Genomic DNA, 14,154 nt, shown 5'->3' with positions numbered 1-14,154 from the left:
GCCCCGACGCATGCCCGAAGGCGATCAGTCCGCGTAGGCGTCCAACGGCGGGCAGGAGCAGACCAGGTTCCGGTCGCCGAAGGCCTGGTCGATGCGGCGCACCGGCGGCCAGTACTTGTCCGCGGCCGACACACCGGCCGGGAAGACGGCCTCCTCACGCGTGTAGGCGTGCTTCCACTCCCCGCCCAGCGCGGCCGCTGTGTGCGGCGCGTTGCCCAGCGGGTTGTCGTCGGCCGGCCACTCGCCCGAGCCGACCTTCTCGATCTCCGCCCGGATGGCGATCATCGCGTCGCAGAACCGGTCCAGTTCGGCCAGGTCCTCCGACTCGGTGGGCTCGATCATCAGCGTGCCTGCCACCGGGAACGACATCGTCGGCGCGTGGAAGCCGTAGTCGATCAGCCGCTTGGCCACATCGTCCACGCTCACACCGGTGGCCTTGGTCAGCGGCCGCAGGTCGATGATGCACTCGTGTGCGACCAGGCCGCCGGGCCCGGTGTAGAGGACCGGGTAGTGCGGCTCCAGACGCTTGGCGATGTAGTTGGCGGACAGCACGGCCACCTGCGTGGCGCGCTTGAGGCCCTCGCCGCCCATGAGCCGGACGTACGCCCACGAGATCGGCAGGATGCCCGCGGAGCCCCAGGGGGCGGCGGAGATCGGGCCGACGCCCGTCTCCGGACCGGCGGCGGGCTGCAGCGGGTGGTTCGGCAGGTAGGGGGCCAGGTGCTCGCGGACGGCCACCGGGCCGACGCCCGGACCGCCGCCGCCGTGCGGGATGCAGAAGGTCTTGTGCAGGTTCAGGTGCGAGACGTCACCGCCGAAGTGGCCCGGCTTGGCGAGGCCGACCAGGGCGTTGAGGTTGGCGCCGTCGACGTACACCTGGCCGCCGGCCTCATGGACCTGGGCGCAGATGTCGGCGACGTGCTCCTCGAACACGCCGTGCGTGGACGGGTACGTGATCATCAGCACCGCCAGTTCGTCGCGGTACTGCTCGATCTTGGCGCGCAGGTCCTCCACGTCGATCTCGCCGTCCTCGGCGGTCTTCACCACGACGACCTTCATGCCGGCCATCACGGCGCTGGCCGCGTTGGTGCCGTGCGCGGAGGACGGGATGAGGCAGACGGTGCGCTGGTCGTCGCCGTTGGCGCGGTGGTAGCCGCGTACGGCCAGCAGACCGGCCAGCTCGCCCTGGGAGCCGGCGTTGGGCTGGAGGGAGACCTTGTCGTACCCGGTGACCTCGGCGAGACGTTCCTCCAGCTCACGGATGAGCGTGAGGTAACCCTCGGCCTGCTCGGCGGGCGCGAAGGGGTGCAGTTGGCCGAACTCAGGCCAGGTCACCGGCTCCATCTCGGTGGTGGCGTTGAGCTTCATGGTGCAGGAGCCCAGCGGGATCATGCCGCGGTCGAGCGCGTAGTCGCGGTCGGCCAGCCTGCGCAGGTAGCGCAGCATCGCGGTCTCGGAGCGGTGCTCGTGGAAGACCGGGTGGGTGAGGTAGTCGTCGGTGCGCAGCAGCGACTGAGGGAGCGCGTCCTCGGTGATCGCGTCCAGCGCGTCGATGTCGCCCCCGACGCCGAACGCGGTCCACACCGCGCGCAGCTGCGCCCGCCCGGTGGTCTCGTCGCAGGCGATCGAGACGTGGTCGGCGTCCACGAGACGCAGGTTGACGCGGTTCTCCCGGGCGGCGGCGACGACGTCGGCGGCCCGCCCCGGGACCCGGGCGGTCACGGTGTCGAAGTAGGTGCCGTGGACGACCTCGACCCCGCCGGCCCTCAGGCCCGCGGCGAGGACCGTGGCGTACCGGTGGGTGCGCCGGGCGATGCTGCGCAGTCCCTCGGGCCCGTGGTAGACGGCGTACATCCCGGCCATCACGGCGAGCAGCACCTGCGCGGTGCAGATGTTGCTGGTGGCCTTCTCGCGGCGGATGTGCTGCTCGCGCGTCTGCAGGGCGAGCCGGTAGGCCTTGTGGCCGTCCGCGTCCACGGAGACGCCCACGAGCCGGCCGGGCAGGCTGCGGGCGAACTTCTCACGCACCGCCATGTAACCGGCGTGCGGGCCGCCGAAGCCCATCGGGACGCCGAAGCGCTGCGTGGTGCCCACGGCGATGTCGGCGCCCAGCTCACCGGGGGACGTCAGCAGTGTGAGCGCGAGCAGGTCGGCCGCGACGGTGACGACGGCGCCCAGCTCATGGGCCCGGTCGATGACGGGCTTGATGTCGCGTACGGCACCGGAGGCGCCCGGGTACTGGATCAGTACGCCGTTGATCTCCCGCTCGGCTACCTCGGCCGGGATGCCGGCGCTGAGGTCGGCGACGACGACCTCGACACCGGTGGGCTCGGCGCGGGTCTGGATCACCGCGATGGTCTGCGGCAGCGCGTCCGCGTCGACCAGGAACAGGCCCTTCTTGTTCTTGCCCATGCGCCGGGACAGGGCCATCGCCTCCGCGGCGGCGGTGCCCTCGTCGAGCAGGGACGCGCCGGAGGTCGGCAGCCCGGTGAGCTCGGCGACCATCGTCTGGAAGTTCAGCAGCGCCTCGAGCCGGCCCTGCGAGATCTCCGGCTGGTACGGGGTGTAAGCGGTGTACCAGGCCGGGTTCTCCATGACGTTGCGCAGGATGACCGGCGGGGTGAAGGTGCCGTGATAGCCGAGACCGATCATCGAGTCGAGGACCTGGTTGCGGTCGGCGAGGGAGCGCAGCTCGGCCAGCACCTCGGCCTCGGTGCGGGCGCCCGGCAGGTCCAGGGCGTCGGCGTTCTTGATCACATCGGGGACCGCGGCGGCGGTGAGCTCGTCGAGCGAGCCGTAGCCGACCTGGGCGAGCATCTTGGCCCGCGCTTCCTGGTCGGGGCCGATGTGACGGTGCTCGAACGGGATGCCCTGTTCGAGCTCGGAGAGCGGAATGCGCTGGGCGGTCATTGCGGAGGCCTCCTGGTCTGACGCGACCTTCGAGGGGCACCACGGCGCGGGTACCCCGACGGCCTCCCCCTCTGTCATCTCGACCTGAGAGCTTCACCGGTCCGCCCGAAGGCGCTCCGGCTTTCACCGTCGGTGAGAGCGGAAGCCGTCGACACCCGCCCTGCTTTCCAGAGTGACCTCGTCCGTGCGGTACCTGGGCCTGAGAGATTCCGGGGAGGATTTGCTCCTTCGGCGCCTCCGGATCGCTCCGGAGGACTCTCCCGCACGGGGTCAACAGCCGCTTGCCAGACTACCAGCGAGGACGAGTCGGCAGCCTGCGCGGGAATCTTCAAGTGGCCGCCTTGCTGAATGTGCTCTTTCGTAGTGCTTACGGATGGGTTGCGACCAGTTGGAGGTACCGTGCAGACCGACATCGATCCGCGGAATCTGATCGGCCGCAAGGCGTTCGACCGCAATGGCCACAAGATCGGCACGATCGACGAGGTGTACCTCGACGACGCCACGGGTGCGCCGGAGTGGGCGGCCATACGAACGGGCCTGTTCGGCAGGGACGCGTTCGTCCCCCTGGAGCCCAGCGAGCTGGTCGAGGGCGCGCTGTACGTCCCCTTCGAACGCGCGCTGATCAAGGAGGCCCCCGACTTCGGCGTCGGCCGCCATCTGTCCCCCGAGCAGGAGCTGCAGCTCTACCACCACTACGGCCTGGACGTGTCGGCACCACCGCCGCCGGACCGCGACTTCGGCCATCTGGCGGGGTCGGACGAGACATGACGGGGCGGAGGCGGAACTCCGCGCCCGCCCGCCCGGGTCAGACGTCCGCCCCCGTGGGGGCCGGGCGCCCCTCGGTCCCCGGGAGCTCGGGCACCAGCGGCAGCGGGTCCGCCGGCTCCAGCGCGGGGTCGTCGACGCTGAACGTGCGGACCCGCCCCGGCTCCGACTGCGGCGTCTCGAACCGTACGGTCACCCGGCCCAGCCCGCTGCCCTGCACCCACCCCGGCCCGTACTCGGCGTGGCGGACGTCGTGCCCCGCGAGCCAGACCCGCTCGGGCGGTGCCACCGGCTCCGCGGCGGGCGCCTCCTCCGCCTCCGGCCGCTCGTCCGTCACGGCCTCGGCCGCCGCCAGGTGGGCCTGCGCGAACAGATCCTCCTGCGTGTAGTCGGCGAGTCCGCTGACCCCCACGCCCAGCAGACGCACCCCGCCGGTCGTGTCCACGGACTCCAGCAGCCGCGCCGCGGCCTCCCGCACCACCGCGGGATCGTCCGTGGGTCCCCGCAGGGTCTCGGACCGGGTCAGGGTGGAGAAGTCGTATCTCCGCACCTTCAGCACGATGGTGCGCCCCGACAACCCGGCCTCCCGGAGCCGCCGCACACAGCGGTCCGCCAGCCGCTGCACCTCCAGGCCGATCCGGAGGCGGTCGTGGATGTCGACGTCGTACGTGTCCTCGACGGACACCGACTTGGCCTCCCGCTCGGCCACCACCGGCCGCTCGTCGTGGGCCAGCGCCATCGCGTACAGCGCCTGCCCGTGCGCCTTGCCCAGCAGCCGTACGAGCTCGTCCTCCCCCGCCTCGGCGATCTCGTCGATCGTGGTGATCCCGGCCCGCCGCAGGTGGTCACCTGTCGCCGGGCCCACCCCGGGCAGCGTGCGCACCGACAGTGGACCGAGCAGCGCGCGCTCGGTCCCCGGCCGTATCAGCACCAGTCCGTCCGGCTTCGCCTGCTCCGACGCGATCTTGGCGAGCATCTTCGAGGCGGCGAGGCCCACGGACCCCGTCAGCCCGGTCACGGCTCGGATGTCCGCGCGCAGCTTCACCCCGGTCAGCCGCGCCGACTCCTCGTCCCAGGCGGCTCCCCCGGCCTCGAGATCCACGAACGCCTCGTCCAGGCTCAACGGCTCCACCAGCGGCGACAGGCCGCGCAACAGCGTCATCACCTGCTCGCTGATCCTGCGGTAGAGCCCGAAACGCGGTACCAGATACGCGGCATTGGGTGCGAGCCGGCGTGCCTGGCCCATGGGCATCGCCGAGTGCACCCCGAACACGCGCGCCTCGTACGACGCGGTGGCCACCACTCCGCGCGGTCCCAGCCCGCCCACGACGACCGCCTTCCCGCGCAGGCTCGGCTTGGCTGCCTGCTCCACCGAGGCGTAGAAGGCATCCATGTCGAGATGCAGGATGGTCGGCGCGGTTCTCACATCTCCGATGCTGCCCTACGCCACTGACAATGCGGCCCTGCCGCGGCCCGCGCGCTCAGACGGCCCGGTTGCGCCGCCGTGCCAGTTCGTCCGCCGGGTTGTGGCCCACGATGGTCTCGCCCGTGTCGACACGTTCGCCGTGCAACTGGGACAGCGCGTTCTCCACGTCCCGCCACACCACGCCCACGGCGATGCCGAAGATGCCCTGGCCGCCCTGGAGCAGGGCGTGGACCTCGTCCGGGGACGTGCACTCGTAGACCGTCGCGCCGTCGCTCATCAGCGTCATCCGCTCCAGGTCGCGGAAACCGCGTTCCCTGAGGTGCTGGACGGCGGTGCGGATGTTCTGCAGCGACACGCCCGTGTCGAGGAAACGCTTGACGATCTTCAGAACGACGACGTCGCGGAAGCTGTACAGCCGCTGCGTCCCCGACCCGTAGGCGGGGCGCACGCTCGGTTCGACGAGGCCCGTCCTGGCCCAGTAGTCGAGCTGCCGGTAGGTGATGCCCGCCGCGGCGCACGCGGTGGGTCCGCGATAGCCGATCTGCTCGGAGGCCGCCCCTCCGCCGGCCGGCACGGGCGTCGGCCGCTGAGCAGCGGAGTCGGCCGTGTCGCCGTGAAGCCGGTACGGACCGCTCTCCCCCAGACTGCGTCCAGGGGCACCCCCAGCCGTACCGCCGCCGCTGCTTCTCACGCCGACCTCCGTCCTTGACCTGCCTTCTCGACGGTAGGCAGTCACCAGGGGTGCGTCAACGATCGCCACACTCGGCACGCCGAGTGATAATCACCCTAGGAGTGGTTTCCCGTGCCCTCCCGCGGGGAAAGGCTAGCCGAATGCTCTTGCGAGCCCTCGAGAGCCGCAGGGCCGGCCGCCGGCCGCTCCGTCACACGCCCCGACGACCGTCACACACACCGACGTCTGTCACACCGCCCGACGATCCCGCTCGGCGGCGAGACCCCTCCGTCTCCCGGCACGCACCGCTCCGGTCTCCGGGCCCTTCAGCGAAGGAGGGCGAGCACCTGCACGGTCGGCCGACTCGGCCCGCGCCCTCCGGGAGCCCCGCGGACGCGCGGATGCGCGGCACGAGCCGCGGGCGCCGCGCCGCCCGCCGGCCCACCCCGGAGGGACCGTCACTGGCTGCTGGTCCCGAAGTCCTCCGGTGAGATCTGGTCGAGGAACTCGCGGAACTTCTCGACCTCGTCCTCCTGCTCGTCCGGGATGGCGATCCCCGCGTCGTCCAGCACCCCGTCACTGCCGTAGATCGGCGTTCCGGTGCGCAGCGCCAGCGCTATGGCGTCGGACGGGCGGGCGCTCACCTCGACCCCGCTGGCGAAGACCAGCTCCGCGTAGAAGACGCCTTCACGCAGATCCGTGATGCGTACTTCCGTGAGCTCCTGTCCGACGGCCTCCAGCACGTCCTTGAACAGGTCGTGCGTGAGAGGTCGCGCGGGGGCCATGCCCTGCTGGGCGAACGCGATGGCCGTCGCCTCCCCGGGGCCGATCCAGATGGGGAGGTAGCGGTCGCCTCCCACTTCACGCAGGAGCACGATCGGCTGGTTGGAGGGCATCTCGACCCGGACACCTACGACATCGAGCTCGTTCACACAGCAACCCTAGGCCGTGCTCGGGATGTTTGGGTAGTCGGGCACAGAACGCCTGGCCGATCCGCCCACGGCGAACGCCCGGATCAGGGCAGCCGCACACCCAGCGCGGACTGCACCAGCGCCGCGTGCAGCTTCACCGCGAGCCCCGCCAGCTCCTTCGTGCGGGCCTCGGCATGCGCCCTGGTCTGCGGGTTGCGGTGGCGGCGCAGCGGGGCCACCACCTGGTCCACCAGGCCCGCCTCGCGGTCCGCGGCGGCCTTCATCGCGCGCAGATGGCGTGGCTCGATCCCGTGCCGTCCCAGTTCCACCACGAGAGTGGCCACGGTGATCGCCTCGGCGTCGTACGTGCCGTCCGGCAGCGGCGCGAGCAACCCGTACGACTCCCACTCCTGAAGCTGCCCGGCGCCGATCCCGGCGGTCGCCAGCAGCTCCTCGCGGTCGATCCGGGCGGGCCCGGCGCTCTCCGGCTCGCCCAGAAGACCTCCGAGCAGCTCTCCCGCGCCGGTCTCCCCCGTCCGGCCCAGGGACGGCAGCCGTACCTCCTCGCCGCGCTCCAGGGCGTCCAGGTACTCGCGGATGACCTTCAACGGCAGGTAGTGGTCCCGCTGCATCCTCAGCACCTGGCCCAGCCGCTCGACGTCACGCGCGCTGAACTTGCGGTACCCGGAAGGGGTCCGCTGCGGCTCGATGAGGCCCTCCGCCTCCAGGAAGCGGATCTTGGAGATGGTGACCTCGGGGAACTCCTCGCGCAGCAGGTTCAGCACCGTGCCGATGCTCATCAGCCGGCCGTCCGCGGCGGCGGTGCCGCTGTCGGCACCGCCGCTCGGTGTGTGAAGCATGGACCCTTCCCCGTGCGGGTCAGATGCCCCGCTGGCTCGCGTAGAAGACCAGCCTGTACTTGCCGATCTGCACCTCGTCGCCGTTGTGGAGCGCGACCTGGTCGATCCGCTCGCGGTTGACGTACGTGCCGTTGAGGCTGCCGACGTCGGCGACCGTGAACATGCCGTCGGGGCCCCGGCGGAACTCGACGTGGCGGCGCGAGACCGTCACGTCGTCCAGGAAGATGTCGCTCTGCGGATGGCGCCCCGCCGTGGTCAGGTCGCTGTCGAGCAGGAAGCGGCTGCCCGAGTTCGGGCCGCGGCGGACCACGAGGAGTGCCGAGCCGAACGGCAGCGCCTCCACGGCCGCCTGTGCCTCGGGGGACAGCGTCGGCAGCGGCGTCTGGCCGGTGGCCTCCGCGTCGTACGCCTCGAGGCCCGAGATGGAGATCGTGGACGTCGTCTCCGACGCACGCTCCGGCACCGCCCCGGCCCGCAGCGGCGCACCGCAGTTGGAGCAGAAGCGGCTGTTCTCCGCGTTGCGGTGACCGCACCGCGTACACACCAGGGCCGACATGTCCCCGAAACCTATGCCGCCGGACGCGGCAGGGTCAACAGACGGCGCGCCCTGACCTCCCGAAATGTCACCACCCGGACCAGCGACCTGATCGCGGAACAGGGGCCGCCGGCCCTCCGCGTCTCCCGGCTGTGCGCGATGGCGGGCAGTCGCGTTGTCGCTGCCCTCTCGCGCGCTCTTGCCGAACAACTTCGCAAACAACTTCACGGGCGATTCCCCTTGACCGAAACAGACCCGCCCGTGGGGCAGGACGAACCCTGACTGCATACGCCGGTCGACCCGGACATCCTCACAACGTCCGTATCCACCAGACAGTTTCCACCACGCACCACCCGATCGGTGCGCCGACCCCCCGCAACCTCATGCCCCTGCCGGACGGCCGCCATGCACCCCCGGTTCACTGGGAGGACGACCGAGCGTAGTCAGGCCGCTTCGCCGCTCGCAAGGCGTCCACGACGATCTTCGTGGACGGCTCCACGGTGACCGTGGCCTGCTCCTTCTCCAGGGTCTGCACCACGCCTCCGGGGATGTTGAGCGCCGGTTCGAGGTCCTGCGGTTTGCCGATGACCTTGAAACGATAGGGCTGGGTGATCTTGTTCCCGTCGACGCTCACACTTTTGCCGGAGTCCGACAGGTAGGTGCCGGCGACGACCCGTACGCCGTTGACCTCTATCGCCTCCGCGCCGGCCGCGCGCAGCTCCTGGACCGCGTCAAGCAGCATGTCCGCCTGGACCGTCCCTTTCGTGTCCTGGATCGTCATCGTGATCCCGGGCCCCTCGGCGGCCACCGTGCCCGCAAGGATGCCGAGTTGCTTCTCCTTCTCGGCGGTCTGCTTGCGGGCCTCCTCGGCCCGGTCCGAGCTGTTCTCCAACTCGGCCCGCTGATCCTCGAGACCCTGCTTCTCGTCCTGAAGACGCTGAGTGCGGTCGTCGAGTTCATCGAGGATACGTACAAGATCCTCTTGGCGTGCACCGCGCAGGGCGCTGCTGCCGTCGCTGTTGGAGGCGACCTGGACGGCCAGGCCGAAGCCGAGGCCGAAGAGCAGGACCGCCACGATGAGTTGGGCCCGGGAGACGCGCGGCGGCCAGAGCCCCTGCACCAGACGCTGACGGCCGGTCAGCCCGGTGGCCTGCTTCTCGTCGGCCGTCCCCGGTGTCTCGGGGACCGCGGCCGGAACCTCCTCGGGCAGTTCCTTGCGCAGCCGGTTCTCGGGGGCCCGCGGCGCCTCGTTCGTCACGTCCTCGCTGCTCATCGGCCTCACGCCCGGAACACATGCCGGCGGATCGCCGCGGCGTTGGAGAAGATGCGGATGCCGAGGACGACCACCACCCCGGTGGACAGCTGGGCGCCGACGCCCAGCTTGTCGCCGAGGAACACGATCAGCGCCGCCACCACCACGTTGGACAGGAACGACACCACGAAGACCTTGTCGTCGAAGATGCCGTCGAGCATGGCGCGCAGACCACCGAACACGGCGTCGAGCGCTGCCACGACGGCGATCGGAAGGTAAGGCTCGACGACCGCCGGGACCTCGGGCCGGACCAACAGGCCGACCACCACTCCGACGACGAGACCCAGTACCGCGATCACGATGTGCCCTTCTCTGTGCTTGGCTGTGCTGTTCGTACGATCACACTGGGTGCGGCGGGCAGCCGGAGGTCACCCTCGGTGGAAATTCCGGTCCGGATTCCGTAGTTCTCCTGCAGCGCGTGCAGGTAGAGCCCGTCGGCGCTGTTCTGGAACCGGGTGCTGAGCCGTTGCCCGTCCCCCACCGCGAGCACCGTGTACGGCGGCACCAGCGGCCTGTTGTCCACCAGTATCGCGTCACCCGCGGCCCTGATCGCCGACAGGGCCGTCAGCCGCTGCCCGTTGATCGCGATCGCCTCGGCACCCGACTCCCACAGCCCGTTGACGACGCGCTGCATGTCCCGGTCACGGACGCGCCCGGTGTCGGAGAACCCCGAGGTCTCACGCGGGTTGCCGTCGCCACCCGTGGTGGCTTCCTTGGCGTCGTCGACGACGAGTTTGACCCCGGGGCCGTGCACCGCGACGGCACCCGACAGGATCCCGACCAGATCGGCCGGATCCGCGCCCCCGTCCTGCCGCAGAGCCGCGCGCTGCCGTGCGCTCACGTCGTCGCGCAGCTTGTCGACGGTGCCCTCGAGCTTGTCCGCGGCGGCGGTCTCCCGCTGGATCCGGTCGATGAGTTCCTGACGCTCCTTGGCGACCGTCGGTGCGGCGATGCGGGCCTGCGCGGCGCCCACGGTCACCACCAGGGCGGCGAGGACGAGGCCGGCCGCGAGACCGAGCTTGGCCCGCACCGTCCTGGGCATACCCGCAGCGCCCTCGGACCTCTTCCGGGCGGCGGCCTCGGCGTATCCGTCGTCGAGGCTGTGGTCCATGACGTTGGTGAGCAACGACATGGAGGCGTCCGGGCGCGAGGGGCGCGTCGGTGTGCTCCGAACGGGGGGCGGATGCGGCATGCCGCACATCGTCGCACGTCGCGCGCGCTACCTCCGAATGGCCCCGCCCGCGTGCCGGACAGGCCCCCTTGGGGACACTTGTCCGGCACGCGCGCGTGCCTGCGCGTTCTACCGTCCGGCGCTGTCCACCACGACCGACCACTCGTCCAGCAGGGCCTGCGCCGAGGCGTCGTCGGGGCCTTCGGCCCACAGATGGGTGACGGCCTCCGCCGGGTCGGGCAGGACCAGCACCCAGCGCCCGTCGGTCTCCACGACCCGTACGCCGTCGGTCGTGTCCACGAACCGGTCCCCGGCGGCCTCCACGACCCGGCGCATCACCAGTCCCTTGACGGCCCACGGAGTCGCCAGATCGCGCTTGAGGACGTGGGCTCGCGGAATCCGCGCGTCGATCTGGCTGAGAGTGAGCTGCGTCCGCGCCACCAGCCCGATCAGCCGCACGAACGCGGCCGTGCCGTCGAAGACGCTGCTGAACTCGGGCACGATGAACCCGCCGCGGCCGTCGCCACCGAAGATCGTCGACTCGTCGCGGCCCACGCGGGTGAGATCGTCGGGCGAGGTCGTCGTCCACTCGACCTGCGTCCCGTGGTACGCCGCCACCTGCTCGGCGATCCTCGTCGTCGTCACCGGCAGCGCCACCCGCCCGCTGCGCCGCTCGGCGGCCACCAGGTCGAGCATCACCAGCAGCGCCCGGTCGTCCTCGACGATGCGCCCCTTCTCGTCGACGAGGGACAACCGCTCACCGACGGGATCGAACCTGACGCCGAACGCGGCGCCCGACGACGCGACGATCTCACCGAGCCGTACCAGTCCTGCCCGCCGCGCTTCCGCGGACTCGGTGGGCCGGGACTCGTCCAGACCGGGGTTGATCGTCAGCGAGTCCACACCGAGCTTCCCCAGCAGGCTGGGGAGAACCAGCCCCGCACTGCCGTTCGAGGCATCCACGACCACCTTGAGACCCGATTCGGCGATCCCCGTGGTGTCGACGCTCCGCAGCAGCGAACCGGTGTACGAGTCGAAGACGCTGGACGGGAAGTACAGGTCCCCGATCTCACCCGGGAACGCTCGCCGGTACTCCTGGCGCGCGAAGATCCGGTCCAGCTTCCGCTGGCCGGCCTGCGACAGATCGGCGCCCTGGCCGTCGAAGAACATGATGTCGACCGAGTCCGGCACGCCGGGCGAGGTCCGGATCATGATGCCGCCGGCGCTGCCTCGCGCGGTCTGCTGCCGGGCCACGGGCAGCGGTACGTTCTCGAGGTCGCGTACGTCGATGGCACTGGCCTGGAGCGCAGAGATGACCGCGCGCTTCAGCGCACGCGCACCCCGGGAGTGGTCACGCGCGGTGGTGACCGTGGACCCCTTCTTGAGGGTGGTGGCATACGCGCCCGCGAGCCGAACGGCCAGCTCCGGCGTGATCTCCACGTTCAGGATGCCCGACACACCGCGGGCGCCGAAGAGGTGCGCCTGTCCACGGGACTCCCAGATGACCGAGGTGTTGACGAAGGCACCGGCCTCGATCGTCTTGAACGGGTAGACCCGCACATTGCCCTGGACGATCGATTCCTCGCCGATGAGGCACTCATCGCCGATCACCGCGCCGTCCTCGATCCGGGCCGCTCGCATGATGTCGGTGTTCTTGCCGACGACACAGCCCCGCAGATTGCTGTGCTGGCCGATGTACACGTTGTCGTGAACAACGGCCTTGTGCAGAAACGCCCCGCTCTTGACGACCACGTTCGAGCCGACGACGGTGTGTTCCCGTATTTCGGCGCCCGCCTCGACCTTGGCGTAGTCACCGATGTAGAGCGGTCCCCGCAGGACGGCGTCGGGGTGTACCTCCGCACCCTCCGCGACCCAGACACCGGGCGAGATCTCGAATCCGTCGATCTCGACGTCGACCTTGCCCTCCAGGACGTCGGCCTGGGCCTTCACATAGCTCTCGTGGGTGCCGACGTCCTCCCAGTAGCCCTCGGCGACATAGCCGTAGATCGGCTTGCCTTCCTTCATGAGCTGTGGGAAGACATCGCCGGACCAGTCGACCGGAACGTCGGGCTCGACGTAGTCGAAGACCTCGGGCTCCATGACGTAGATGCCCGTGTTCACGGTGTCGGAGAAGACCTGGCCCCAGGTCGGCTTCTCCAGGAAGCGCTCGACCTTCCCCTCCTCGTCGACGATGGTGATGCCGAATTCGAGTGGGTTGGGCACACGCGTCAGACAGACGGTGACCAGGGCGCCCTTTTCCTTGTGGAAATTGATCAGCTCGGTGAGGTCGAAGTCGGTCAGGGCATCACCGGAGATCACCAGGAACGCGTCGTCCTTGAGTGCTTCTTCGGCGTTCTTGACGCTCCCGGCGGTACCGAGTGGCTTCTCCTCGTTGGCATATGTGAGCTCCATACCGAGCTCCTCGCCGTCACCGAAGTAGTTCTTGACGAGTGAGGCCAGGAACTGCACGGTTACGACGGTCTCGTTGAGCCCATGCCTTTTGAGCAGCCGCAGCACATGCTCCATGATCGGCCGGTTGGCCACCGGCAGGAGCGGCTTGGGCATGCTCGAGGTCATGGGGCGAAGGCGCGTGCCTTCGCCTCCGGCCATCACGACGGCCTTCATGTCGGAAGCGTCCTCCTCCAAGAGACGACGGTCCAGCCGACTTCACCCGTGTTGATTGTCCCGCAGTTTCCCTGGGCGGGCCATCGAGCCGCGTAGGCGGCCAATCAGCCGGCTGAATCGGCCATGGCGTCCGCCCTGACGAGTCGGCGGACTTGGACCACGTAGAGGACTCCTGCCCACCAATAGAGCGTTGTACCCCATCCGGCGAACGCCCATCCGAAAATAGCAGCGAGTGACGCGATCCATCCACTTCCGTCACTGAGGAGCAGCAGCGGGAAGGCGTACATCAGGTTGAAGGTGGCGGCCTTCCCGAGGAAGTTCACCTGAGGCGGCGGATAGCCGTGGCGCCTGAGGATGCCCACCATCACCAGCAGAACCAGTTCTCGCGCCACCAGTACAGCCGTCAGCCACAGGGGCAGAATCTCGCGCCAGGTGAGACCGAGCAGGGTGGAGGCGATGTACAGCCGGTCGGCGGCGGGGTCGAGAAGCCGGCCGAGACTGCTGATCTGGTTCCAGCGCCGGGCCAGCTTTCCGTCGAGGTAGTCGCTGACGCCGCTGAACACCAGCACCAGCAGGGCCCAGCCGTCGCTCTTCGGCCCGCCGAACTCGGGCCTGAGGATCAGCCACAGGAAGACGGGCACGCCGACGAGCCGCGCCATGCTGAGGATGTTCGGGATGGTGAGGACGCGGTCCGTCTGGACACGGGTCTCCTGGACCTCCACCCGGGGGCCTCCTGCGGGAACGAACCAACGATGCCCCCTGACCTTACCCGGCGCGTTACGCCCCGGGTACGGAGGGGCTGACTTGCGGCCCAGGCTGAGAGCTCCTGAACGCAGAAAACCCCCGTGCCGAATAGCACGGGGGTTTTCTCAAGAATTGTTCGGCGGCGTCCTACTCTCCCACAGGGTCCCCCCTGCAGTACCATCGGCGCTGTGAGGCTTAGCTTCCGGGTTCGGAATGTAACCGGGC

At 69.9% G+C, this 14,154-nt stretch carries 12 protein-coding genes, 1 rRNA gene and 1 riboswitch; of the genes, 1 reads left to right on the top strand and 12 read right to left on the bottom strand.

The window, feature by feature from the left end:
• Positions 1-24 precede the first annotated feature (24 nt).
• Positions 25-2,910 carry an aminomethyl-transferring glycine dehydrogenase gene (gcvP, locus tag ACZ4SW_RS11940; RefSeq protein WP_468241296.1) on the bottom strand — a complete coding sequence of 962 codons (2,886 nt, stop codon included), beginning with the start codon at positions 2,908-2,910 and terminating at the stop codon, positions 25-27.
• 177 nt (positions 2,911-3,087) lie between these two features.
• Positions 3,088-3,183: riboswitch (glycine riboswitch) on the bottom strand.
• Between the two features lie 126 nt (positions 3,184-3,309).
• Here gcvP and ACZ4SW_RS11935 point away from each other — a divergent pair.
• Positions 3,310-3,678 carry a PRC-barrel domain-containing protein gene (locus ACZ4SW_RS11935; RefSeq protein ID WP_468241293.1) on the top strand — a complete coding sequence of 123 codons (369 nt, stop codon included), beginning with the start codon at positions 3,310-3,312 and terminating at the stop codon, positions 3,676-3,678.
• A 37-nt stretch (positions 3,679-3,715) separates the two neighbouring features.
• On the opposite strand, the gene ACZ4SW_RS11930 is transcribed toward ACZ4SW_RS11935, so the two are convergent.
• From ACZ4SW_RS11930 to rrf, 11 genes are all read right to left on the bottom strand, one after another.
• Positions 3,716-5,101 (bottom strand): DNA polymerase IV, encoded by a 1,386-nt coding sequence (locus tag ACZ4SW_RS11930; RefSeq protein WP_468241291.1) that lies wholly within the window; start codon positions 5,099-5,101, stop codon positions 3,716-3,718.
• Between the two features lie 55 nt (positions 5,102-5,156).
• A complete protein-coding gene (locus ACZ4SW_RS11925) occupies positions 5,157-5,792 on the bottom strand; it encodes a MerR family transcriptional regulator (RefSeq protein WP_468241289.1) in 636 nt (211 codons plus the stop codon).
• A 437-nt stretch (positions 5,793-6,229) separates the two neighbouring features.
• Positions 6,230-6,703, bottom strand: coding sequence for a bifunctional nuclease family protein (locus tag ACZ4SW_RS11920; RefSeq protein ID WP_004002801.1), 474 nt, complete (start codon positions 6,701-6,703; stop codon positions 6,230-6,232).
• 83 nt (positions 6,704-6,786) lie between these two features.
• The gene (gene ftsR / locus ACZ4SW_RS11915) at positions 6,787-7,542 is read right to left on the bottom strand and encodes a transcriptional regulator FtsR (protein WP_468241286.1); all 756 of its coding nucleotides are present in this window, start codon (positions 7,540-7,542) and stop codon (positions 6,787-6,789) included.
• Between the two features lie 19 nt (positions 7,543-7,561).
• A complete protein-coding gene (locus ACZ4SW_RS11910; RefSeq protein WP_468241284.1) occupies positions 7,562-8,365 on the bottom strand; it encodes an FHA domain-containing protein in 804 nt (267 codons plus the stop codon).
• 130 nt (positions 8,366-8,495) lie between these two features.
• Complete coding sequence (locus ACZ4SW_RS11905) at positions 8,496-9,350, bottom strand: DUF881 domain-containing protein (protein ID WP_468241282.1); 855 nt, start codon at positions 9,348-9,350, stop codon at positions 8,496-8,498.
• Positions 9,351-9,355: 5 nt separating this feature from the next.
• Complete coding sequence (locus tag ACZ4SW_RS11900; protein ID WP_019708255.1) at positions 9,356-9,688, bottom strand: small basic family protein; 333 nt, start codon at positions 9,686-9,688, stop codon at positions 9,356-9,358.
• A complete protein-coding gene (locus tag ACZ4SW_RS11895) occupies positions 9,685-10,521 on the bottom strand; it encodes a DUF881 domain-containing protein (protein WP_468241279.1) in 837 nt (278 codons plus the stop codon). The genes ACZ4SW_RS11900 and ACZ4SW_RS11895 overlap by 4 nt, the downstream gene beginning before the upstream one ends.
• Before the next feature lie 168 nt (positions 10,522-10,689).
• Complete coding sequence (locus ACZ4SW_RS11890) at positions 10,690-13,185, bottom strand: sugar phosphate nucleotidyltransferase (RefSeq protein WP_468241277.1); 2,496 nt, start codon at positions 13,183-13,185, stop codon at positions 10,690-10,692.
• 104 nt (positions 13,186-13,289) lie between these two features.
• Positions 13,290-13,907: a CDP-alcohol phosphatidyltransferase family protein gene (locus ACZ4SW_RS11885; RefSeq protein ID WP_468241275.1), complete on the bottom strand. Its 618-nt coding sequence runs from the start codon at positions 13,905-13,907 to the stop codon at positions 13,290-13,292.
• Between the two features lie 156 nt (positions 13,908-14,063).
• Positions 14,064-14,154 (bottom strand): 5S ribosomal RNA (gene rrf / locus ACZ4SW_RS11880); the annotation flags it as partial.

The sequence above is a fragment of the Streptomyces sp. NPDC028331 genome (genome assembly GCF_055565775.1).
This window is presented reverse-complemented; position numbering and strand designations above follow the sequence as displayed.

Excerpts from the sequence above, each read along its gene's own strand:
- ACZ4SW_RS11890 (WP_468241277.1), bottom strand. The coding sequence starts at position 13,185 with ATGAAGGCCGTCGTGATGGCCGGAGGCGAAGGCACGCGCCTTCGCCCC.
- ftsR (WP_468241286.1), bottom strand. The coding sequence starts at position 7,542 with ATGCTTCACACACCGAGCGGCGGTGCCGACAGCGGCACCGCCGCCGCG.
- ACZ4SW_RS11905 (WP_468241282.1), bottom strand. The coding sequence starts at position 9,350 with ATGAGCAGCGAGGACGTGACGAACGAGGCGCCGCGGGCCCCCGAGAAC.
- ACZ4SW_RS11910 (WP_468241284.1), bottom strand. The coding sequence starts at position 8,365 with ATGCAGTCAGGGTTCGTCCTGCCCCACGGGCGGGTCTGTTTCGGTCAA.
- gcvP (WP_468241296.1), bottom strand. The coding sequence starts at position 2,910 with ATGACCGCCCAGCGCATTCCGCTCTCCGAGCTCGAACAGGGCATCCCG.
- ACZ4SW_RS11895 (WP_468241279.1), bottom strand. The coding sequence starts at position 10,521 with ATGTCGTTGCTCACCAACGTCATGGACCACAGCCTCGACGACGGATAC.